The sequence below is a fragment of the Actibacterium sp. XHP0104 genome (assembly GCF_025751515.1).
Lineage (GTDB): Bacteria > Pseudomonadota > Alphaproteobacteria > Rhodobacterales > Rhodobacteraceae > Actibacterium_D.
Genome location: NZ_JAOWLE010000001.1, coordinates 767,363 through 789,062 on the forward strand (window position 1 = coordinate 767,363; position 21,700 = coordinate 789,062).

Sequence of the window (21,700 nt, forward strand, 5' to 3'; positions counted from 1 at the left end):
TTGCATTTGGGCGCAGAGGATCAGAAACCCCTTTGTAATAAGGGCGTGCGCGCGTAATCTCGGTTAGCCATTCTTTTGGGAGGAGGAGTGGGTTGACCACAGACCTGCAATTTTCGACGGCCCTGACACCGGCGCAGGATCGCGCCGCCAAGTGGAATGCGGCCATCGCGAATGCCTATTTTCCGCTTCAGCTGCATTTCCGCGATCCGCTTGCGTTTCAGGGTCAGCTCAGCTGTATGCGGCTGGGGCATGTCGGCCTGTCGCGGCTGACATCGGCGCCGGTCAACTACGAGCGTCGCGCCAATCACATCCGCGATGCGCGCGAAGAGGAATACCTGGTCACCATCCCGCAAAGCAGCGCGGTCGAGTTCCGCCAGCTGGGCCGCGACGTGCGTTGTGAGCCGGGCGGGTTCATCATCGAGCGCGGGGACGAGCCCTATCGGTTCATGTATGCCGATCCCAATGACCTGTTCGTGCTGAAGGTGCGCAAGAAGGTTCTGGCCGAGCGCGTGCGCCAGCCCGACCGGTTTTGCGCGCGGGTGGTTGATGCCACCAGCGGCACCGCCAGCCTGTTCACCACCATGGTGCGCCATGCCCAGGCCCAGGGCGGCGATGCCAGCCTGTCGGCGGGCGAAACCATCGGGCGGCATCTGCTGGAACTGCTGGGGCTGGCGCTGGAAGAGGAGAACGACGTCGAGGCCTCGTCTGTGTCATCGGTGCGGGCCGCGCATCTGAACCGCGTCGACCAGTTCATCCGCGCCAACCTGAAAAATCCCGACCTGTCGCCCGAGCTGATCGCGGCGGGCTGCGGCATCTCGAAACGCTATCTCCACGACCTGTTCAAGGATGTGAACGGCACCGTCAGCCAGCAGATCCGCGACCAGCGCCTGATCGCCGCGCGCGACCGCCTGTCCAGCGCGGCCGAGATCTCGATGGCCGAGGTCGCCTATCGGTTCGGGTTCTCCGACCAGGCCCAGTTCTCGCGGCTGTTCAAGTCACGCTTTGGCGTGCCGCCCTCGGATTTCCGGGCGCAGGTTCTGGCCGGGCGCCGGCCCGAAACCTTTGACGACAGCCCCAGATGACAAGGGCCGGGCCGGGGTTTTCCCCGCCCGGCCCGTTTGCCCGATCCGCCGGTTTTAGCCGCCGAATTCGTAGGCGGTCTTGACCGTGGTATAGAACTCGGCCGCATAGCGCCCCTGCTCGCGCGAGCCGTGCGACGACCCTTTGCGCCCGCCAAAGGGCACGTGGTAATCGACGCCCGCCGTGGGCAGGTTGACCATGACCATGCCGGCCTTGGCGCCCGATTTGAACGCGCGGGCGTGTTTCAGGCTGCTGGTGCAGATGCCCGCCGACAGGCCGAACTCGGTGTCATTGGCGACCGACAGGGCCTCGTCGAAATCGGCGACCTTGATGACCGAGGCGCAGGGGCCAAAGATTTCCTCGCGGCTCGAGCGCATCTGGTTGGTGGCGTTCAGGAACAGCGCCGGGGCCTGGAACCAGCCCTCGGTGTCGCGGTTCAGACGCTCGCCGCCCAGCACCTCGGCGCCTTCGCTGGCGGCCAGGGCCACGTAGGACAGGTTGCCGGCCAGCTGACGTTCAGACACGACCGGCCCGATCTGGGTGGCCGCATCCAGCGGGTTGCCGACGGTCAGCGCGGCGGTCTCGGCCGCCAGGCGTTCGACAAAGGCGTCGTGAATGCCCGCCTGCACGATGATCCGGCTGGATGCCGTGCAGCGCTGGCCGGTCGAATAGAACGCGCCGTTCAGCACTGCGGGCACGGCGATATCCAGATCGGCGTCGTCCAGAACCACCATCGGGTTCTTGCCGCCCATTTCCAGCTGCACCTTTTTCATCCAGCTGGCGGCCTTGGCCGCGATGGCGCGGCCCACACCGACAGAACCCGTGAACGAGATCGCATCGACCAGCGGGTGGTTGACCATGGTTTCCCCAACCACCGAGCCCGAGCCGACCACCAGGTTGAACACGCCCGCCGGGCAGCCCGCGTCATGGATGATCTCGGCCAGCACATGACCGCAGGCCGGGGTCAACTCGGCCGGTTTGAACACGACCGTGTTGCCATAGGCCAGAGCGGGCGCGATTTTCCAGGCCGGAATGGCGATGGGAAAGTTCCACGGCGTGATCAGACCGACCACGCCCACGGGTTCGCGCGAGACCTCGATCGACACGCCCGGCCGGACGGATGCCAGCGCATCACCCGCCACCCGCAGCGCCTCGCCCGCGAAGAAACGGAAAATCTGGGCGGCGCGGATGGTCTCGCCCTTGGCCTCGGCCAGGGTCTTGCCCTCTTCGCGCGCCAGCAGGGTGCCGATCTCGTCGGCGCGGGCGAAAAGCGCCTGCGCCACGGCCTCTAGCAGATCAGAGCGCACCTGAGGGGTGGACGCCGCCCATTTGGGCAGGGCCGCATGGGCGGCTTCGATCGCGGTGTTGGTCTGGGCGGCATCGGCCAGCGCGAACAGGCCGACCAGATCGGCGGTGTCGGCAGGGTTGCGGTTTTCGACCGCATCGGCCGCAGGGATCCATTCCCCGGCAACGAGGTTGTGTTTCATCGTGGCTGTCTCCGGTTGAGGTCGGTCGGGGCAAGGGGTCATACCCCCCGCCCCGCTGATGTCACAGGCGCCGCGTCGGCGTCCGTATGTGGGGCCCGTTTCAGGCCGCCTTGGCGTTACCGATCGCGGCCTCGATCGAGGCTTCGAGGATATCGACGGCCTCGGCCAGGTGATCGGCCGGAACCGTCAGCGGCGGTAGGATACGCACAACGTTGGCGCGGGTGCCGCAGGGCAGGATGATCAGCCCGCGGGCCTCGGCCTCGGCCACGATGGCCTGGGTCAGGGCGGTGTCGGGGGCGTTGGTTTCCCGGTCGGTGACCAGCTCGAACGCCACCATGGCGCCGACGCCGCGCACGTCGCCGATGGCCTCCATGCCCTGACGGCTGGCCATGTCGTTGAGGCGCGCCTTGATCGTGTCGCCGATCATGGTGGCGCGTTCGCACAGGCCCTCTTCCTCGATCACGTCGAGAACGGCATGGGCCGCGGCAACCGCCAGCGGGTTACCAGCATAGGTGCCGCCGATGCCGCCTACGGGAGCGGCATCGACGACCTCGGCCCGACCGGTAACGGCAGAAAGGGGGAAGCCGCCGGCCAGACCTTTGGCCATGGTCACCAGATCGGCGGCCACGCCAGCGTGATCCATCGCATACATCTTGCCGGTCCGCGCGATGCCGGCCTGCACCTCGTCGGCGATCAGGATGATGCCGTGGGTGTCGCAGATATCGCGCAGCGCTTGCAGGAACTCGGGGGGTGCGATGTTAAAGCCGCCCTCGCCCTGGACGGGCTCGATAATCATGGCGGCGACGCGCTCGGGGTCGATGGACGAGCGCAGCATGTTTTCCAGCACGTTCAGGCTGTCTTGAACCGTGACACCGTGGAAGGTGTTCGGGAAGGGCACGTGAACGACCTCGGGCGGCATGGCGCCGAAGGCTTTCTTGTAGGGGTTCACCTTGCCACACAGCGCCATGCCCATCAGGGTTCGGCCGTGGAAGGCGCCGGTAAAGGCGATCACGCCCGAGCGGCCGGTAAAGGCGCGGGCCATCTTGACGGCGTTCTCGACCGCCTCGGCGCCGGTGGTGACCAGCATGGTTTTCTTGGCGAAATCACCCGGCGTGGCGGCGTTCAGGCGCTCGGCCAGCGACAGGTAGCCCTCGTAGGGGGCGACGTGGAAACAGGTGTGGGTAAAGGCCAGCGACTGCTCGGCCACGGCCTGCATCACCTTGGGGTGGCGGTGGCCGGTGTTGTTCACGGCGATGCCGGCGGCAAAGTCGATATAGCGCTTGCCGTCTGCGTCCCACAGTTCGGCATTCTCGGCGCGGACGGCATAGATGCCGCGGGTCGACACGCCTTTGGCAACGGCAGCTTCGCGGCGCTGCTTGAGGGTTTCGGTGGCACTCACGGCGTATCCTCCTTTGTGGGGCGGTGTGATTCTTCGGATCTATATTGCGCAATATTCTGAGCATTGCTATCCCAAAGTTGCGCAGGATACTAAGATTAGGCTAGGATACGCCAAACGGATGGAAGGATCGTTCGGTGACCGAAGAATTCGATGTAGGCACCCGTCTCAAGGCGCTTCGCAAGCAATATGGCTTGTCTCAAAGGCAGTTGGCAGAGCATGCTGGCGTGCCCCACGGGCAGATCTCGATGATCGAAACCAACCGGTCCAGCCCCTCGGTTGCGTCATTGCGCAAGATATTGGGCGGTTTTGGCATCAGCATGTCGGAATTCTTTGAACCCGACGCCCTGGCGACGCAGCAGCCCTTCTTTACCCCCGGAGAGCTGCGCGACCTGACCTCGCTGCTGTATCAGGGCAATGACAATGCGCAGCGCAAGATCTCGATCCGGCAGGTCGGTGACGCCAAGACCATGGGCCTGCAGGTGCTGCATGAACGCTATGAACCCGGCGCCGATACCGGCGAGACCATGATCGAACACGAGGCGGTCGAGGGTGGCATTGTCACCAGCGGCGAGCTGGAAATTACCGTGGGCGATGAAAGCCGGGTGCTGAAGGCGGGGGATTCCTACCTGTTTGACAGCCGCAAGCCGCACCGGTTCCGCAATGTCTCGGATCGCCCCTGCGAGGTGATCTCGGCCTGCACGCCGCCTTATCTTTAATCGTCGTCGTCGTTGCGTTCGGGTCGGAACCCGGTGGCGATCACGAATTTTTCCGAGCTGTCAGCCCGGCTTGCGGGCGGCTTGACGTTCACGACCTTGGTGAACCGCTGTTTCAACAGCTTTTGCAGCTCGCCCTCGGCGCCCCCGGCCAGAACCTTGGCGACAAAGGTGCCGCCCTCTTCCAGCACGTCAAAGGCCAGCGCGGCGGCGGCCTCGCACAGCGCGATGATCCGCAGGTGGTCAGTCTGTTTGTGGCCGGAACTGGCCGCGGCCATGTCGCTCATGACGACATCGGCCTTGCCACCCAGCCAGGCCTTTACCTTTTCATCGGCGTCGTCTTCCATGAAATCCAGCTGATGGGTCTCGGCGCCGGCGATGGGTTCGACCTCTTGCAGATCGACACCCAAGACGGTGCCGATCGCCTTGCCCTGTTTTTCGCCCAGGGCATTCACCCGCTTGACCGCCACCTGACACCAGCCGCCGGGCGCACAGCCCAGATCGACCACGCGCGCGCCGGGCACCAGAAAGCGGTATTTGTCGTCCAGTTCCAAAATCTTGAACGCCGCGCGGCCGCGATAGCCTTCGGTGCGGGCGCGTTTGACATAGGGGTCATTCAGCTGCCGCTCGAGCCAACGGGTCGAGCTGAGCTTGCGCCCTTTCGCGGTCTTTACCTTGACCTTCAGATCGCGCTGCCCGCGCCCGGATGTGTTCTTGGCCATGATCGTTGTCTTTCGTTTTGCCGTCACATGCCCGACGGGGGCGCGAAGGGCAAGGTCAGAACGGCCCGTCCTCAAGAACGCCGTCGGCGCTCATCTGCGCATAAAGCAGGCCTTCGCGCAGGCCGCGATCAGCTACCGACAGCCGGTCGGTGGGCCAGACCCGCATCAGCGCCTGCAGGATCGCGGCGCCCGACATGATCAGCGAATGCCGGTCTCGCCCGATACGCGGATCCTGGCGCCGTCCGTCGGGGCCCAGCAGCAGGTAATCGCGGATCACCTTGTCGATCTGGTCGCTGGTCATGCGCAGCCCGTCGACCTTGTTGCGGTCATACCGTTTCAACCCCAGGAAGGACGCGGCGACCGTGGTGACCGTGCCCGAGGTGCCGATGATCTGAAAGCCCTCGCGCGCCTGTTCGTTCTCATAGGGCGAAAACCCGTGCAGGTTTTCTTCGAAATACCAGCTCATCAGCGCGAAGCGCGCGGCGTCGTCATCGACATCGGTGAACTGATCCTTGAGCGTCGCCACGCCCAGCGGCACGCTGATCCAGTCGACCACCTTGGCGGCGGGAAAGGGGCTTTCGGGCGGGTGGAACCCGGCATGCAGGCGCATGATCGCGCGCGGGCGTTCGTGGCGCGGCACGGTCGACAGGTCGATCCAGACCAGTTCGGTCGAGCCGCCGCCGATATCGACGACCAGCAGCTGCTCGGTCTTGGTGCTGACCAGCGGCGCGCAGGATACGACCGCCAGGCGGGCCTCTTCTTCGGGTTCGATGATATCCAGCATCAGCCCGGTTTCCCGCCGCACCAGGCGGATGAAATCGCGCGAGTTGCGGGCACGCCGGCAGGCCTCGGTCGCGACCAGGCGCATCCGGCTGACCTCGTGGCGGTCCAGCTTGCTTTTGCAGATGCGCAGCGCCTGAACCGTGCGCCCGATCGAGGCACGGCTCAGCCGGCCCGAGGCCTCAAGCCCCGCGCCCAACTGCACGGATTTCGAAAAACTGTCGACCACATGAAACTGGCTGCCCTTTGGCTGGGCAATCAGCATGCGACAGCTATTCGTTCCCAGATCCAGCGCGGCATAAAGCGCGGCCGGGTCCGGCGTAGGTGGCGCAGGGGTTTCAACCGGTTTGGGAAACGCGCCCGCGCGCTTGCGACGCCTGGGCGCCATGATCACGCCCTCCAACTTAACTTATCCCCAACCTAGTCGGCGCCGGTCAACCGCGCAAGATTCGTAAAGGTCTTTCATAATCTTGATGAGAAGTTTTCAGCGCCGCGCCCATAGCCCTTTGGCGGGGGCTGAATTATGCCTATGGGCCAGCGGCAGGTCGCACGGCGCGTCCATCGTGTCGGAAATCGGCCGCGTGGGCCGGAATGCCGGGCGTAAAACCGAAATATCAGGCAAAGGGAATCAGCAATGCCCGAGGTCACGATCGTTTACTGGCGCGATATTCCCGCGCAGGTCATCGCCGGCAAGGGCCGGCGCGCGGCCAAGCGGGTGTTGGCCGAACGGTTCGAACAGGCCATCGACCGCTGCGCCATGGCTATCGGCGCGCGCGACACCGATGCCTATCTCGCCGAATGGCGCCGTGCGGCGCCCTATTCGGTGGATGGGGATCAGGACGCGGTGGTCGAGGCCGAAGCGAGCAAGATCGAGGCCGAATACGGGGCTGAGCGTTTGAAAGCGTTGATTGCCAATGCCGGTTGGGACTGAACTGCGCCGCTTTTGGGAGGGCATGATGGGAATTTTGCAATTCGGCCGACGTGAAAACCAGGCCGCACCGGCAAACACGCAGATCGAGGCCCTTATGGCCGGTTATTCGATCGAGGTGATGCCGCGCACCGCCGCCAAGATCGGCGATTTTCGCACGCTGCTGCCCCAGGGCACGCGGGTCTATATCGCCCATATCGACGGCACGGCGCATGACGACATGATCGCCACCGCCGCCCGCCTGCGGGCCGCCGGGATGGAACCCGTGCCGCATCTGCCCGCGCGCTCGATCCCCAGCCGTGACGCCTTTGCCGCGCTAATCGAGGCCTATCGCACCGAGGCCCGCGTGACCGAGGCGCTGGTTCTGGCCGGCGGCCGGGCCGATCCGGCGGGGCCGTTCACCTCGTCGCGTGATCTGATCGAGACCGGCCTCTTGGACGGGTTCACCCGGCTGGACGTGGCCGGCCACCCCGAGGGCAACCGCGATATCGCCGCCGATGGCGCCGAAGACATCCTGATGGAGGCGCTGCTCTGGAAGCAAGACTATGCCCGCGCCAAGGGGATCGAGATGTCGATCGTCACCCAGTTTCTGTTCGAAGCCGCCCCCGCCATCGCGTGGACCCGCCGCCTGCGCGCGGCTGGCATCACCCTGCCCGTCCGCCTGGGCGTGGCCGGACCGGCGCGGCTGCAAACGCTGATCAAATTCGCCGTCGCCTGCGGCGTAGGCCCCTCGCTGTCGGTGCTGCAAAAACGCGCCCGCGATGTGGCCAACCTGGTGAAACCCTATGGCCCCGACCGGCTGATCGCGGATCTGTCCGCGCACAAGGCCAAAGACCCTGACAGCGCCATTGCCGGCATTCACTTCTTCCCGCTGGGCGGAATTGAGGCTAGTGCAACCTGGGCGATCGAAAACGGCGGCGCGTCGGCGCGCCCTGCCCTGCAACCCTGAGGACCAACATGACCCGCACCGTAATCGAGTCGAAAACCAAGACCGTCACCATCGGCTTTGACGAGCCCTTCTGCGTGATCGGCGAACGTATCAACCCCACCGGCCGCAAGAAGCTGGCGGCCGAGCTGGAGCTGGGCGATTTCTCTACCGTGGAACGGGACGCGCTGGAACAGGTCGCCTGCGGGGCGATGGTTCTGGATATCAACTCGGGCGCGGTGTTTTCCAACAAGATGGCCGAAGACCCGCGTTATGCCGACAACAACTTTGTCGAGCCGCCGCTGATGCGCCAGCTGATCGAACGGGTCTCGGCCGTGGTCGACGTGCCGCTCTGCATCGACAGCTCGGTTCCCGGCGCGCTTGAGGCCGGCCTTGCCGCCGCCGAGGGCCGCCCGCTGCTGAACTCTGTCACCGGCGAGGAAGAGCGGATGGAACTGGTTCTGCCGCTGGTCAAGAAATACAACGTGCCGGTCGTCGCGATCTCGAACGATGACACCGGCATTTCCGAAGACCCCGATGTGCGGTTCGCCGTGGCGAAAAAGATCGTCGAGCGCGCCGCCGATTTCGGTATCCCCGCGCATGACATCGTGGTCGATCCGCTGGTCATGCCGATCGGCGCGATGGCCACGGCCGGTCATCAGGTCTTTACCCTGGTGCGGCGCCTGCGCGACGAGCTGGGCGTGAACACCACTTGCGGCGCGTCCAACATCAGCTTTGGCCTGCCCCATCGCCACGGCGTGAACGCCGCGTTTTTGCCGATGGCCATCGCCGCCGGCATGACCAGCGCGATCATGAACCCGGTGCGCCCGGTCGAGATGGAGGCCATCCGCGCCGCCAACCTGTTGATGAACCACGATCCCAACGGCACCGAATGGATCAAGTTCAGCCGCGTGCTTGAGGCGGTCGAGGGTGGCGCCAGCTTTGCCGAGGCCAGCGCCGCAGCGGCCGAGGCAAGCGCGGGTCGTGGCGGGCGTCGCCGCCGCCGGTCTGCCTGATCGCAACAGTTTCCGCGCGTAATCAACTAGGAACGCGAAAGAAATTGCAAAACAGCCCCCTGCGCGGATAGATAGCCGCGCAGTATTGGGAGTAACGAGATGACCAGCAGACGAACTTTCCTGGCCGCAGGTGCGGCATCGGTGATGGCCCTCGGCGGCTGTTTTGGCGGTGGTTTCAAAACCATGTATGCCGATGTGATCGACCCGGAGGTCTCGAAATCCTGGCGCGTGACCAGCATCGACGTGCAAGTGCCGCGCAGCCTCAGCATCTCTGAGGCCAATACCTACGCACCCGACGCCGATATCGTTTGGCGCGAGGAACGCCTGGGCCAGGGCGGCGACCGTTACCAACAGGTCGATCGCATCATCACCGAGGCCGCGACCAAGGGTGCCTCTGGCCTGCGCGGCGGCAAACCGGTTAAGCTGGTTCTGGTGGTCACGACCTTCCACGCGCTGACCGAAAAGACCCGCTACGGGCTGGAAGGCGCCGGCGTGCACAATGTGCAGTTCACCGCCCAGGTTGTCGACGCCCGCACCGGCGAGGCGCTCAGCCCGGTCGATCTGGTTGACGCCGATCTGATTGCCTATACCGGGTCCGAGGCGCTGGCCTCCGAGGCGCGCGGCGAAACCCAACGCGGGCGCATCATCGCCCATGTCAGCAATGTGATCGCCGGCTGGCTGGGCAGCGCGCCCGACACGCTGCGCGGCGAGTTTTCGCGCCGGGGTCGCTAACGCCGCCCCCGCGGCGCGACCCGGCTAGCAAAGGAATAACCCCATGTCGGCCAAGGACGCGCTGGTCATTTTCACCCCGTCAGGCAAGCGCGGGCGCTTTGCGCTGGGCACGCCCGTTCTGACGGCGGCGCGCCAGTTGGGGGTCGATCTCGATTCCGTCTGCGGCGGGCGCGGTATCTGCTCGAAATGCCAGATCTCCCCGTCCTTCGGCGAGTTTCCCAAACATGGCGTCACCGTCGCCCGCGACGCGGTCAGCGAGATCAACGCGGTAGAGGAACGCTATGATCGTATTCGCGGGCTGAAAGCAGGCCGGCGGCTGGGCTGTCAGGCCACGGTTCAGGGCGATCTGGTCATCGACGTGCCGCCCGAAAGCCAGGTGCACAAGCAGGTCGTGCGCAAGGCCGCCACCGCCCGCGCCATCATCATGGACCCGGCCACGCATCTGTATCTGGTCGAGGTGTCCGAGCCCGACATGCACACGCCGACCGGCGATCTGGAACGTCTGCGCGCGGCGCTGGCCGATCAATGGGGCATCACCGATCTTGGCGCCGATCCGGCCCTTCTGGCGCGGCTGCAACCGGCCTTGCGTGCGGGCAAGTGGCAGGTCACGCTGGCCGTGCATCGCGACCATAGCGGCGGCGCGCGCCTGATCGACCTCTGGCCCGGCTTTCACGAGGGCGGGCTTTACGGCCTTGCCATCGACCTGGGCTCTACCACCATCGCCGGGCATCTGTGCGACCTGACCAGCGGGGTCGTCGTGGCGTCGTCGGGGCTGATGAACCCGCAGATCCGCTTTGGCGAAGACCTGATGAGCCGCGTGTCCTACGCGATGATGAATCCGGGCGGTGCGGCCGAGATGACCGAGGCCGTGCGCGTGGCGCTGAACGCGCTGGCGCAATCCATCGCGACCGAGGCCGGCATCGACCCGCGCGCCATTGTCGAGCTGACGCTGGTCTGCAACCCGGTGATGCACCACCTGGCGCTGGGCATTGACCCGGTCGAGCTGGGCCAGGCACCCTTTGCGCTGGCCACGTCGGGGTCGCTGTCGCTGCCGGCCGCCGATCTTGATCTGACCGCGATGAACCCGCAGGCGCGCGCCTATGTGCTGCCCTGTATCGCGGGCCATGTGGGTGCCGATGCCGCCGCCGTGGCCCTGTCGGAAGAGCCGCATAAATCGGACGATCTGATGCTGGTCGTCGATGTCGGCACCAATGCCGAGATCCTCTTGGGCAACAAGACCCGCGTGCTGGCCTGTTCGTCGCCCACCGGCCCGGCGTTCGAGGGCGCTCAGATTTCCAGCGGCCAGCGCGCCGCACCCGGCGCGATCGAGCGGGTCGAGATCGACCCCGCCACCAAAGAGCCGCGCTTCAAGGTCATCGGGTGCGACCTGTGGTCGGATGACCCTGATTTCGCGCTGCAAACCGCCGCCACCGGCATCACCGGCATTTGCGGCTCGGGCATCATCGAGGCCGTGGCCGAAATGCGCATGGCGGGGATTCTGGATGGCTCGGGCCTGATCGGCAGCGCTGAACAGACCGGCACCGCGCGATCGCGCCCCGAGGGTCGCACCCATGCCTATCTGATCCATGATGGCAGCGCGGATGGAGGCCCGGTCATCACCGTCACCCAGGGCGATATCCGCGCGATCCAGCTGGCGAAATCGGCGCTTTATGCGGGCGCGCGGCTGTTGATGGACGAGATGGGCGTCGACAAGGTGGATCGCGTTGTGCTGGCCGGGGCATTCGGCGCCCATATCAGCCCGAAGCACGCGATGGTTCTGGGCATGATCCCCGATGTGCCGCTGGATCGCGTGACCAGCGCCGGCAATGCCGCGGGCACCGGCGCGCGGATCGCGCTGTGCAACGTGGCCGCACGCGCCGAGATCGAAGAGGTCGTGCGCAAGATCGTCAAGGTCGAGACCGCGATCGAGCCGCGCTTTCAAGAACATTTCGTCGCCGCCAACGCCCTGCCCCATGCCAGCGATCCCTTCCCCGAGCTGCGCAAGGTCGTCACCCTGCCCGAGCTGTCGTTCAACGCCGGCGGCGAGGATCGCGCCCGGCGCAGGCGGCGCAAGGGCTAGGCGTTCCGGTCTCGTGTTCCTAGCTTGACGGCGCCCCGGCAGTGGCGTAGCAGTTCTTCCCGCAGGCGGGTGTAGCTCAATGGTAGAGCAGGAGCTTCCCAAGCTTAAGACGAGGGTTCGATTCCCTTCACCCGCTCCAGCTCATCCCGATCATCGCCAAGACCGCCGGTATCGGCACCGTAATGCACCTGTACGAAATCGATCAGCGCGCGGGTCGAGGCATCGGTGTCGGCATCGGACTGGCCCAGGATCACGGGTTCAAGCGATTTCGCCAGTTCCTTGCCCAGTTCCACCCCCCATTGATCGAACGAATTGATCCCCAGGATCACCCCTTCGACAAAGACGCGGTGTTCATAAAGTGCGACGATCCGGCCCAGCATCGCGGGGGTCAGACGCGGATAGATCAGCGTGGTTGACGGGCGATTGCCCGGAAAGACGCGGTGGCGGGCCTGACGCTCTAGTTCCTCGCCCGTGTAACCGGCCTTGGCCATCAGCGCGCGGGCCTCGTCCAGCGACCGGCCCAGCATCAGGGCGCGCGATTGCGCCAGGCAATTGGCCAGCAGCAGCAGGTGGTGTTTCGAGCGGCCCAGCTCGTTGCCTTCGGCGGCAACCATGAATTCACAGGGCACGACCCCGGTGCCCTGATGGATCAGCTGGTAAAAGGCGTGCTGGCCATTGGTGCCCGGCTCGCCCCAGACGATAGGCCCCGAGGCGATATCAAGCGTGGTGCCATCCATCGCGACGCGCTTGCCGTTACTCTCCATTTCCAGCTGCTGCAAATAGGCGGGCAGCCGGTCAAGCTGTTGATCATAGGGTAAAACCGCACGCGTGGGATAGCCGCAGGCCTGGTGATGCCACAGCCCCACCAGCGCCAGCAGCACCGGCATGTTCTCGGCCAGCGGCGCATCGCGGAAATGGCGGTCCATCTCTTCGGCGCCGGCCAGCATGTCGCGGAAATGCGCGGGGCCGATCCCGATCATCAGGCTAAGCCCCACCGGCCCCCACATCGAATAACGCCCGCCGACCCAGTCGGCAAAGCCAAAGACGCGCTCGGGCGCGATGCCAAAGGCGGCGGTCTTGTCCAGCGCGCTGGACACGGCGGCGAATTGCGTGGCGGGGTCGTCAACGGCGGTGGCCATCATGGCGCTTGCCGTTTCGGCATTGGTCATGGTCTCGATGGTGGTAAAGGTCTTGGAGGCCACGATCACCAGCGTGCGGGTCAGGTCCAGCCCGCCCATCACCTGCGCGATATGGGCGCCATCCACGTTCGAGACGAAATGCAGCCGCGGCCCGTCGGCATAAGAGGCCAGCGCCCGACTGGCCATCACCGGGCCAAGGTCGGACCCGCCGATACCGATATTCACCACATCGGTGATTGGCCCGCCCGCGCCCTGAAACCGGCCGCTGCGCACGGCCTTGGCGAAATTCTGCATCCGGTCAAGCGTGTCCCAGACCCCCGGCATCACGTCCTGCCCATCGACCATCACCGACCCGGAGGACCGGCGCAGCGCGGTATGCAGCACGGCGCGATCCTCGGTCCGGTTGATGCGGGCGCCGGTGAACATCTGGTCGCGGCGGGCTTCGACATCGCGCTCACGGGCCAGTTTCACCAACAGATCAAGGGTTTGCGCGTCGATATTCGTCTTGGAATAGTCGAACAGCATCTTGCCCAGCCGCACCGAAAAGGCCCGCGCCCGATCGGACTCGTCAAAGAGATCGACGATCGCCCGATCGCGAACCTGATGCGCCTTGGCGGTCAATTCATCCCAGATCGTCATCACAGCGCCCAATGCACGGTTGCGTCTTTCAGCACGGCGCAGATCGGCGCCTGAAGCGGGTTTTCCAGCGACATGGCCCGGTCAAGCGCGGCCCGTTTCGTGGCGCCGGTGATCACCACATGGCAGCTAAGCGCGCCGCGCAGCACCGGCGCGGTCAGGGTCATGCGCGGCTCCTGCGCCTCGGCGGCACGCATCGGCAGCAGCGCGGGCGCCTGGTCCGACAGCGCGTCATGCAACAGATCGGCGCCCGGAAACAGCGACGCGGTATGCATGTCCTCTCCCATGCCCAGCAGCAGCACCGACAAGGGCAGCGCCGCATCGACCCCGGCCGTCAGGGCGGGCAGCGCGTCTTCGGGGGTTTGATCATCGGCATACAGCGGAATCAGGTTCGCCGCCGCCGCCCGGTCGCGCAGCAGGGTGCGCCGCAGCAGCGCGGTGTTCGAGCGGCCCGAGGTCTCGGGCACCCAGCGTTCGTCAGTCAGCATCACATCGACGCGGTCCCAATCCAGTGTCAGCCCCGACAAAACCTCAAAGACCGGCCCCGGCGTCGTGCCGCCGGGTACAGCGATGCTGGCGCGCGGCGACAGGCGCAGCGCATTGGCCAGCTCGCCGGCCAGAACATTGGCAAGGTCCATCATCATGGCCTCGCGGTCGGTATATTCGATCAGTTTCATGCCTTTACCTCGCGCCAGCGGCGCCCGTCGCGATGCATCAGCATCAGCGCGTCTTCGGGGCCCGACCCGCCCGGTTGATAGGGGCGCGGGCGGTCGCGCACGTTGTCCCATCGGGCGATGATCGGGTCGATCCAGGCCCAGGCGGCCTCGACCTCGTCGCCGCGCATGAACAGGGTCTGGTTGCCGCGGATCACGTCCATGATCAGCCGTTCATAGGCATCGGGGATTTCGCCCGCGTCGGGGCCGAGCGCCTCTTTGAAGGACATGTCCAGCGGCACCTCGACCAAACGCATGCCGCCGGGGCCGGGTTCCTTGATGGTAACGCGCAGGTTGATGCCTTCGTTGGGTTGCAGGCGAATGACCAGAACGTTTGGTTTCTGGGCGTTCTCCTCGCCAAAGATGGAATGCGGCGGATCCTTGAACACCACGGCGATTTCCGAGGTGCGTTCGCGCATCCGCTTGCCGGTGCGCAAGTAGAAGGGCGCGCCCTTCCAGCGCCAGTTCGACACGCTGACCTTGAGCGCGACAAAGCTTTCGGTGCGGCTCTCGGGGTTTTCCACGTCGTCCACATAAGACCCCTGCCCGTCCTCGGCCTCGTACTGGCCGCGCACGATGTCCTCGGGCAGCACCGGGTCAAGGGCGCGGATGACCTTCAGCTTTTCGTCGCGCACCGCATCGGGCTCGAACGCATAGGGCGGCTCCATAGCGATCAGGCACAACAGCTGCATCATGTGGTTCTGCACCATGTCGCGCATCGCGCCGGCGCGGTCGTAATATTCGGCCCGGCCACCGACACCCACGGTTTCGGCCACGGTGATCTGGATGTGATCGACATTGCGGGCGTTCCACAGCGGCTCGAACAGCATGTTGGCAAAGCGCACCGCCATCAGGTTCTGCACCGTTTCCTTGCCCAGGTAATGGTCGATCCGATAGATCTGATGTTCGTGGAAATGCTGGGCCAGAGTGGCGTTCAGGGCGCGGGCGGTTTCCAGGTCATGGCCAAAGGGTTTTTCGACCACGATGCGGCTGTCGGCATCGGCGATCTCCCAGATGTTCAGCCGCTCGGCCAGCTCGCCAAACAGGCGCGGCCCGACCGACAGGTAAAAGGCGCGCACCACGCCGGGGCGCACGGCCTCGGCCAGTTCGCGCCAGCCATCCTCGCCGCGCGCATCCAGCCTCAGATAAGAGCAATGGTTGAGAAAGCCCTCGATCGCGTCGGCATCGCGGGTCTCTTCCTCGATATAGGTGGCGATCGAGTCGCGCAGCATCTGGTGAAACTCGGCTGTGCCGATCTCGGATCGCGCGGCACCGATGATCCGCGCGTCTTCGGGCATCTGGCCGCTGTGATAACGGCGGTAGAGCGCGGGATAGATCTTGCGCTGCGCCAGATCGCCCGTGCCACCAAAGATGACCAGGTCGAACGGATCGACGGGAATTACGCGAAATACCATCTGCCTCTACCGACTGCCTTCAATGCGCCTACCCCGGCGGGACTCTATCAGCCTGTGCAGCGAATGCGAGGCTTATCTGGGGCTTAGGCGTCCAGCTCGGCATCCCAATAGAGGAAATCCAGCCAGCTTTCGTGCAGATAGTTGGGTGGAAACTTGCGGCCCATGTTGCGCAGTTCTTCGGCGCCGGGCTGGCGCGGAGCCTTGCGCAGGCTCAGCCCGGCCTGGCGCAGGCTTTTCGAGCCCTTGCGCAGGTTACAGGGCGAACAGGCCGCCACGACGTTTTCCCAGCTGGTGATGCCGCCACGGGCGCGCGGCACCACGTGGTCAAAGGTCAGATCACCCCGCCCGCCGCAATACTGGCAGGAAAATTCGTCCCTCAAGAAAAGATTAAAGCGCGTGAAGGCCACGCGCTTTTGAGGTTTCACATAATCTTTCAGAACGACGACCGAGGGTATGCGTATCTCGGTGGTGGGGCTGCGCACGACCTGGTCGTATTCGGCAACGATATCGACCCTGTCGAGAAACACCGCCTTGACCGCCTCTTGCCACGGCCAAAGCGACAATGGGTAATATGAAAGTGGCCGGTAATCCGCATTCAGCACCAGCGCGGGGTGGTGTTTCAACGCGCCCGGTTCCCTGACGAATGTGGTTCTGAAATCGCCGTCCATGTTAGAGACTCCGCCTCTGCCCTGTCTGCCCATCCTCGGCACCAAGGCGAGAGCACCCCGCCCCAGCACGATTCAACTATATCTCGCGGTTTACGGCTGGCAAGCCCTAGATATGCCAGTGACCGCGCAGGATCAGGCGTAACGGATCAGGATCACAGAGATATGACGGAACGGGCGATTGACCCTAGTCCATGCCCAGCCGGTTGCGCATGAAGGTCAGCGCCACGCTCAGCCCGTCGGGGGCGATGCCGTGGGGCGTGCCCTTCATGATATGGGCATAGACCTCGAACCCGGCCTCTGACAGCGCCTCGCCCGCCTCGGGCAGAGATTGCACCGGCACCACGTCGTCCATATCGCCATGCACAAGCAGCACCGGCGGGCGGCTGATCGTGTCATCGGCCAGCATGTCGGGGTGCAGCAGCCGGCCCGAAAAGCCCACCACGCCCGCAAAGGGTTCGGTGCGGCGGGGGGCGATGTGCAGGCTCATCATCGTGCCTTGCGAAAAGCCGAACAGGATCACGCGGTCGGCGCTCAGCCCCTCGTCGGCCATCAGCTTGTCGAGAAAGACGTGCAGATCCTCGACCGCCTCGTCCATGCCCTCGTCGCGCTGTTCATCGGTCGAGCCGTCGATCCACGGGATCGGAAACCACTGATAGCCAAAGGGCGAGCCCGCGCAGCGATCGGGCGCGTCTGGGGCGACAAATGCGGTGCCGGACATATGCGGGCTCAGCGGATCGGCCAGACCCAGCAGGTCGGCCCCGTCGGCGCCATAGCCATGCAGAAATACCACCAGCGACGTGGCCTGGCCCTGTTCAGGCCCGCGACGGCCGAATTTCAATTCCCTGGTCATCTGATCCCTTCCCGTTCCTTGGCGACATGGTAGTAGGCCCAAAGCGCGCGCGCTGCAACGCCTCTCCATGGTGACCAGGGTTCGGCCATGGCGCGCAGGGTTTTCTCGCTGGGACGGTCGGGCAGATCGAACAGCACCCGCGCCGATTCCTGCAAGGCCAGATCGGCGGGCGCAAAGACATCTGCTCTGCCCAGGCTGAACATGGCATAGATCTCGGCCCTCCAGCGGCCGATGCCGGGCACCTCGGTCAGGATCGCCACGACCTCTTCATCGGGCAGGCCGCGCAGCGCCTTATAGTCGATACGCGCCCCGGCCAGCGCCTTGGCATAGCGGATCTTTTGCCGGCTCAGCCCGCAGGCGCGCAGATCGTCGTCGGTGGCCCACATCACCTTGCGCGGCCCGGTCAGCCCGGCGTCGCGCAACCGCCCCCAGATCGCGTTGCCCGCCGCGACCGAGACCTGCTGGCTGACGATGGCATCCAAGAGCGCGGCAAACCCGTCCTTGCGCCGCCGCAGCGGCAGCGGCCCGGTCAGCGCCAGGGCCTGTTCGAACCGAGGCTCGACCGCGACCAGATGCGCGGCGCCTTCGGCCAGGCAGGCGGGTGTTTCGATGATGCGACCGATCATTTCGGGCCTTTGATTGGGGCGCACTGTGCGCGACGTCACGACAATATATCGCATCTTGTGCATATTTGCCGTCTTTCCAACAGCCCCCCGCCGCAGTAAGGCGTGGGAATGAGCACGATTTCGGACACCCCCGCAACCACGGACGCGCGCGCAAAGCGCAACGTGATGTTCCTTGTGATGGCCCAGGCGTTCCTGGGCGCGCAGATGCCGATGATCTTTACCATCGGCGGGCTGGCGGGACAGTCGCTGGCCAGCAATGTCTGCTGGGCGACGCTGCCGATTTCGATGATCGTGCTGGGGTCGATGCTGACCGCCACGCCAATCTCGGCCTTGATGCAGAAATACGGCCGCCGCGCAGGGTTCTTTGTCGGCACGACCGGCGGCGCGCTGGGCGCGGCAACGGGGGCCTACGGGCTGATGCAGAACTCGTTCGAGATCTTCCTCTTGGGCTCGCTGTTCACCGGGGTCTACATGTCGGCGCAGGGGTTCTACCGCTTTGCCGCCGCCGATACCGCCAGCGACGATTTCCGCCCCAAGGCGATTTCCTATGTCATGGCCGGCGGGCTGGCCTCGGCCATTATCGGGCCGCAACTGGTCAAGGTGACGACCGACGCCTATGTCGTGCCGTTCATGGGCACCTATCTGGCGGTGATGATGATCAACATCATCGGGTCGGTGCTGTTCCTGTTTCTCGACATTCCCAAACCGCCCGTGCCCGCGCATGACGCGCCCAAGGGCCGTTCGCGGATCGAGCTGCTGCGCACCCCGCGCGTGGCGGTGGCGATCATCTGCGCGCTGGTGTCGTATGCGCTGATGAACCTGGTGATGACCTCGACGCCGCTGGCGGTGGTGGGCTGCGGGTTCGAACAATCTGACGCCGCCGATGTGGTCACCGCGCATGTGCTGGCCATGTTCGTTCCATCCTTCTTTACGGGCCATCTGATTGCGCGCTTCGGCGTGGAAAAGATCGTGGCGCTGGGCCTGATCATCCTGGCCGGCGCGGGCGCCGTCGCGCTGAGCGGCGTTGCGCTGGAGCAGTTCTTTGTCGCGCTGGTGCTGCTGGGGCTGGGCTGGAACTTTGGCTTTATCGGCGCCACCGCGATGCTGGCCGGCGCCCATGCGCCCGAGGAACGCGGCCGTGTGCAGGGCATGAACGACCTGATCGTGTTTGGCGGGGTGACGATCGCCTCGCTGGCCTCGGGCGGGTTGATGAACTGTTCTGGCGGCACGGTTCAGCAGGGCTGGACCTCGGTCAACCTGGCGATGGCTCCGTTCCTGATGCTGGCGGGCGGCGCACTGATCTGGCTGGCGCTGCGCCCCAAGGACGCCTAGACCCGCCCCGTCATCGCGGCCCACAACAGCCCGCCGCGCTTGCCGAATTCGGTTTGCATCAAACGCCCCTCGGCCACGGCGGCGGGGTCGCGCACGGCTTGCTTCAACAACGCCTCGGCCTGCCACCCGGCCAACAGAGCGGCGCGCGCCGATGCGGGCACCCTGCCCCGTCCCTTGCGGCCCTGCGCCAGCCGCTCCAGCGCCCTGCGCGCCAGCGCCGCGACACCTTCGGGCCGGCCATCCAGCAAGGGGATGCGGCCGCGCGATTCCAGCTCGGGGATGGCGCGCAGCCAGTTGGCGACGCCCGCCGCATAGGCATAGTCGCGCAGCGGCGCCTCGTCGCGCGCGCCCAACAGGCGCGCCGCTGTCCAGACCAGATGGCCCGATGTGGCGTCGATATAGCGGTCGAAATCGGCCTCATCCTCGAACGGGTCGCGATAGCATTCCCAGCGCCGCGCGGCGGCCAGCCCATCCAGCAGCCGCGCGCCTTCGGCATCCAGAACGTCATCCAGCGGCGTGACGACCTCGTGCCGGCGCACGGGGCCGCCGCTGGCGATCTCCTCCAGCGCGTCGCGCCACCATTGCAGGCGCATCTCGGCGATCATCGGCTCGGACGCGACCCAGGGCGCGCGGGCGACTTCGATGTTGAAGGCATAAAGCGGAAACAACACGGCCCGCGCGGCGGGTGGCGCGGCCATCGCGGCGGCGAACCGGTCGGGATCGCCGCGCTCGACCAGCCCGGCGCAGGCGTCAAGCGTCATGCGCGCGCCCCGTCCTGGATCAGTTTCCAGTTGATCGCATCGACCAGCGCCTCGAACGAGGCATCGACGATATTCGCGCTGACGCCGACGGTGGCCCAGCGGTTGCCCTTGCTGTCTTCGCTGTCGATGATGACGCGGGTCACGGCCTCGGTGCCGCCGCTGGTGATCCGCACCTTAAAGTCGACCAGATGCATGTCGTCGATCAGCGCCTGATACTTGCCCAGGTCGCTGGCCAGCGCCTTGAACAGCGCGTTGACCGGGCCGCTGTCATGCTCATCCGTGGGGCTGTCATTCTGGAAAAAGCTGGTGGTCTGCCCGTCGGCCATGCTGACGGTCACGACGGCCTCGGAGGCGACGACGATCTTGCCCATCGCGTTGCGGCGGCGCTCGGTGATGACGCGGTAGCGTTCGACCTCGAAGAATTCGGGGCACTGGCCCAGGGCGCGGCGGGCGATCAGTTCGAAACTGGCCTGTGCGGTGTCGTAGGAATAGCCCTGCGATTCACGTTCCTTGATCTCGTCAAGGATGCGCGACAGTTCCGGCGCGCCGGCCTCGACACTTAGCCCGGCATCGGACAGGCGCTTGCGCAGGTTCGACTGGCCAGCCTGGTTCGACATCGGAATAATGCGCGCATTGCCGACCAGCGAGGGCTCGACATGCTCATAGGTTGAGGGGTCCTTGAGGATCGCGCTGGCATGCAGCCCCGCCTTGTGCGCGAAAGCCGAGGCGCCGACATAGGGCGCGGCCTTGACCGGCACGCGGTTCAGGATGTCATCCAGCTGGCGCGAGGCATGGACAAGCCCCGACAGCGCCTCGTCGGTGACGCCGATCTCGAACCGGCTGGCATAGGGTTCTTTCAGCATCAAGGTCGGGATCAGCGTCGTCAGGTTGGCATTGCCGCAGCGTTCGCCCAGCCCGTTCAGCGTGCCCTGCACCTGGCGCACGCCCGCATCAATCGCGGCCAGAGAGCTGGCCACAGCGTTGCCGGTGTCGTCATGGGTGTGAATGCCAAGGTGATCGCCCGGAATGCCCGCCGCGATCACGTCGGTGGTGATGGCGCGCACCTCTTCGGGCAGGGTGCCGCCGTTGGTGTCGCACAGCACCACCCAGCGCGCACCGGCGTCATAGGCGGCCTTGCAGCAGGCGACGGCGTAATCGGGGTTGGCCTTGTGGCCGTCAAAGAAATGCTCGGCGTCAAACAGCGCCTCGCGGCCCTGCGCCTTGATATGGGCGATCGAGGCGCGGATGTTCTCGATGTTCTCGTCCAGCGTGATCCCCAGCGCGGTGGTCACGTGGAAATCATGGCTTTTGCCGACCAGACAGACGGCGGGCGTGTTGGCGTTCAGAACGCCCGCAAGCACATCGTCATTCGCGGCCGAGCGCCCGGCGCGTTTGGTCATGCCAAAGGCGGTCATGGTGGCGCGGGTCTTGGGCGCGGCATCGAAAAAGGCGCTGTCGGTGGGGTTGGCACCAGGCCAGCCGCCCTCGATGTAATCGACACCAAGCGCATCCAGCGTCTTGGCGATGGTGGTCTTTTCCTCGGTCGAGAACTGCACGCCCTGCGTCTGTTGCCCGTCACGCAGCGTGGTGTCGTAGAGATAGAGCTTTTCTTTGGTCATTTGTCTTGTCCATCAAAGTGAACCCCGCCCGGGGCGCTTGCGGCCCGGGCCGCGCCGACCCGCCCCCCAGGGGCAGCGC

The 21,700-nt window shown here is 65.5% G+C and carries 19 protein-coding genes, 1 tRNA gene and 1 pseudogene; 9 read left to right on the top strand and 12 right to left on the bottom strand.

All coding sequences use genetic code 11. From position 1 onward, the window contains the following. The first annotated feature begins 92 nt into the window (after positions 1-92). A complete protein-coding gene (locus tag OE856_RS03945) occupies positions 93-1,082 on the top strand; it encodes a helix-turn-helix domain-containing protein (protein WP_263714738.1) in 990 nt (329 codons plus the stop codon). 54 nt (positions 1,083-1,136) lie between these two features. Here OE856_RS03945 and OE856_RS03950 read toward each other — a convergent pair whose 3' ends face one another. Together OE856_RS03950 and gabT are read right to left on the bottom strand one after the other, a co-directional pair. Beyond that, a complete protein-coding gene (locus OE856_RS03950) occupies positions 1,137-2,567 on the bottom strand; it encodes an aldehyde dehydrogenase family protein (RefSeq protein WP_263714739.1) in 1,431 nt (476 codons plus the stop codon). 100 nt (positions 2,568-2,667) lie between these two features. After that, complete coding sequence (gabT, locus tag OE856_RS03955; protein ID WP_263714740.1) at positions 2,668-3,966, bottom strand: 4-aminobutyrate--2-oxoglutarate transaminase; 1,299 nt, start codon at positions 3,964-3,966, stop codon at positions 2,668-2,670. 134 nt (positions 3,967-4,100) lie between these two features. On the opposite strand from gabT, the gene OE856_RS03960 reads away from it, so the two are divergent. Next, positions 4,101-4,682, top strand: coding sequence for a cupin domain-containing protein (locus OE856_RS03960; protein WP_263714741.1), 582 nt, complete (start codon positions 4,101-4,103; stop codon positions 4,680-4,682). Here OE856_RS03960 and OE856_RS03965 read toward each other — a convergent pair. Both OE856_RS03965 and OE856_RS03970 read right to left on the bottom strand, forming a co-directional pair. Beyond that, positions 4,679-5,401, bottom strand: coding sequence for an RlmE family RNA methyltransferase (locus OE856_RS03965; RefSeq protein ID WP_263714742.1), 723 nt, complete (start codon positions 5,399-5,401; stop codon positions 4,679-4,681). The genes OE856_RS03960 and OE856_RS03965 overlap by 4 nt on opposite strands. Positions 5,402-5,456: 55 nt before the next feature. After that, complete coding sequence (locus OE856_RS03970) at positions 5,457-6,569, bottom strand: Ppx/GppA phosphatase family protein (RefSeq protein ID WP_263714743.1); 1,113 nt, start codon at positions 6,567-6,569, stop codon at positions 5,457-5,459. Between the two features lie 246 nt (positions 6,570-6,815). Here OE856_RS03970 and OE856_RS03975 point away from each other — a divergent pair, with 246 nt between their 5' ends. From OE856_RS03975 to OE856_RS04000, 6 genes are all read left to right on the top strand, one after another. Next, complete coding sequence (locus OE856_RS03975) at positions 6,816-7,112, top strand: virulence factor (protein WP_263714744.1); 297 nt, start codon at positions 6,816-6,818, stop codon at positions 7,110-7,112. Positions 7,113-7,137: 25 nt separating this feature from the next. Continuing rightward, entirely contained in the window at positions 7,138-8,058 is a 921-nt protein-coding gene (locus OE856_RS03980) for a methylenetetrahydrofolate reductase (RefSeq protein ID WP_263714745.1), read from the top strand. 8 nt (positions 8,059-8,066) lie between these two features. Then, positions 8,067-9,050, top strand: a complete 984-nt coding sequence (locus tag OE856_RS03985) for a methyltetrahydrofolate cobalamin methyltransferase (RefSeq protein ID WP_263714746.1) — start codon at positions 8,067-8,069, stop codon at positions 9,048-9,050. Positions 9,051-9,149: 99 nt separating this feature from the next. Next, complete coding sequence (locus OE856_RS03990) at positions 9,150-9,782, top strand: DUF6778 family protein (RefSeq protein WP_263714747.1); 633 nt, start codon at positions 9,150-9,152, stop codon at positions 9,780-9,782. A gap of 43 nt (positions 9,783-9,825) precedes the next feature. Next, on the top strand, positions 9,826-11,862 hold the full coding sequence (locus OE856_RS03995) for an ASKHA domain-containing protein (protein ID WP_263714748.1): 2,037 nt from the start codon (positions 9,826-9,828) through the stop codon (positions 11,860-11,862). A gap of 65 nt (positions 11,863-11,927) precedes the next feature. Then, positions 11,928-12,001: transfer RNA gene (locus OE856_RS04000), tRNA-Gly, on the top strand. Between the two features lie 46 nt (positions 12,002-12,047). Here OE856_RS04000 and pgi read toward each other — a convergent pair. From pgi to OE856_RS04030, 6 genes and pseudogenes are all read right to left on the bottom strand, one after another. Continuing rightward, positions 12,048-13,643, bottom strand: a pseudogene (gene pgi, locus OE856_RS04005) (glucose-6-phosphate isomerase); the annotation flags it as partial. After that, on the bottom strand, positions 13,640-14,314 hold the full coding sequence (pgl, locus tag OE856_RS04010; RefSeq protein ID WP_263714750.1) for a 6-phosphogluconolactonase: 675 nt from the start codon (positions 14,312-14,314) through the stop codon (positions 13,640-13,642). The gene pgl and the pseudogene pgi, both read right to left, overlap by 4 nt. Then, positions 14,311-15,765 carry a glucose-6-phosphate dehydrogenase gene (gene zwf / locus OE856_RS04015; RefSeq protein WP_263714751.1) on the bottom strand — a complete coding sequence of 485 codons (1,455 nt, stop codon included), beginning with the start codon at positions 15,763-15,765 and terminating at the stop codon, positions 14,311-14,313. The genes pgl and zwf overlap by 4 nt, the downstream gene beginning before the upstream one ends. Positions 15,766-15,848: 83 nt before the next feature. After that, complete coding sequence (locus tag OE856_RS04020) at positions 15,849-16,433, bottom strand: HNH endonuclease (RefSeq protein ID WP_263714752.1); 585 nt, start codon at positions 16,431-16,433, stop codon at positions 15,849-15,851. A gap of 184 nt (positions 16,434-16,617) precedes the next feature. Beyond that, complete coding sequence (locus OE856_RS04025; protein WP_263714753.1) at positions 16,618-17,283, bottom strand: alpha/beta hydrolase; 666 nt, start codon at positions 17,281-17,283, stop codon at positions 16,618-16,620. After that, entirely contained in the window at positions 17,280-17,909 is a 630-nt protein-coding gene (locus OE856_RS04030; protein WP_263714754.1) for a DNA-3-methyladenine glycosylase family protein, read from the bottom strand. Before OE856_RS04030 ends, OE856_RS04025 begins: the two co-directional genes overlap by 4 nt. 108 nt (positions 17,910-18,017) lie before the next feature. On the opposite strand from OE856_RS04030, the gene OE856_RS04035 reads away from it, so the two are divergent. After that, a complete protein-coding gene (locus OE856_RS04035) occupies positions 18,018-19,241 on the top strand; it encodes an MFS transporter (protein WP_263714755.1) in 1,224 nt (407 codons plus the stop codon). Here OE856_RS04035 and OE856_RS04040 read toward each other — a convergent pair. Beyond that, positions 19,238-20,002, bottom strand: a complete 765-nt coding sequence (locus OE856_RS04040; protein WP_263714756.1) for a squalene/phytoene synthase family protein — start codon at positions 20,000-20,002, stop codon at positions 19,238-19,240. The two genes, OE856_RS04035 and OE856_RS04040, sit on opposite strands and share 4 nt — an antisense overlap. Next, complete coding sequence (gene cimA / locus OE856_RS04045) at positions 19,999-21,621, bottom strand: citramalate synthase (protein ID WP_263714757.1); 1,623 nt, start codon at positions 21,619-21,621, stop codon at positions 19,999-20,001. The genes OE856_RS04040 and cimA overlap by 4 nt, the downstream gene beginning before the upstream one ends. Positions 21,622-21,700: the final 79 nt, after the last annotated feature.

Coding starts and splice junctions, on each gene's coding strand:
- OE856_RS03950 (WP_263714739.1), bottom strand. CDS start 2,567: ATGAAACACAACCTCGTTGCCGGGGAATGGATCCCTGCGGCCGATGCG.
- OE856_RS03965 (WP_263714742.1), bottom strand. CDS start 5,401: ATGGCCAAGAACACATCCGGGCGCGGGCAGCGCGATCTGAAGGTCAAG.
- OE856_RS03970 (WP_263714743.1), bottom strand. CDS start 6,569: ATGGCGCCCAGGCGTCGCAAGCGCGCGGGCGCGTTTCCCAAACCGGTT.
- OE856_RS03975 (WP_263714744.1), top strand. CDS start 6,816: ATGCCCGAGGTCACGATCGTTTACTGGCGCGATATTCCCGCGCAGGTC.
- OE856_RS03980 (WP_263714745.1), top strand. CDS start 7,138: ATGGGAATTTTGCAATTCGGCCGACGTGAAAACCAGGCCGCACCGGCA.
- OE856_RS03985 (WP_263714746.1), top strand. CDS start 8,067: ATGACCCGCACCGTAATCGAGTCGAAAACCAAGACCGTCACCATCGGC.
- OE856_RS03990 (WP_263714747.1), top strand. CDS start 9,150: ATGACCAGCAGACGAACTTTCCTGGCCGCAGGTGCGGCATCGGTGATG.
- OE856_RS03995 (WP_263714748.1), top strand. CDS start 9,826: ATGTCGGCCAAGGACGCGCTGGTCATTTTCACCCCGTCAGGCAAGCGC.
- pgl (WP_263714750.1), bottom strand. CDS start 14,314: ATGAAACTGATCGAATATACCGACCGCGAGGCCATGATGATGGACCTT.
- zwf (WP_263714751.1), bottom strand. CDS start 15,765: ATGGTATTTCGCGTAATTCCCGTCGATCCGTTCGACCTGGTCATCTTT.
- OE856_RS04020 (WP_263714752.1), bottom strand. CDS start 16,433: ATGGACGGCGATTTCAGAACCACATTCGTCAGGGAACCGGGCGCGTTG.
- OE856_RS04025 (WP_263714753.1), bottom strand. CDS start 17,283: ATGACCAGGGAATTGAAATTCGGCCGTCGCGGGCCTGAACAGGGCCAG.
- OE856_RS04030 (WP_263714754.1), bottom strand. CDS start 17,909: ATGATCGGTCGCATCATCGAAACACCCGCCTGCCTGGCCGAAGGCGCC.
- OE856_RS04035 (WP_263714755.1), top strand. CDS start 18,018: ATGAGCACGATTTCGGACACCCCCGCAACCACGGACGCGCGCGCAAAG.
- OE856_RS04040 (WP_263714756.1), bottom strand. CDS start 20,002: ATGACGCTTGACGCCTGCGCCGGGCTGGTCGAGCGCGGCGATCCCGAC.
- cimA (WP_263714757.1), bottom strand. CDS start 21,621: ATGACCAAAGAAAAGCTCTATCTCTACGACACCACGCTGCGTGACGGG.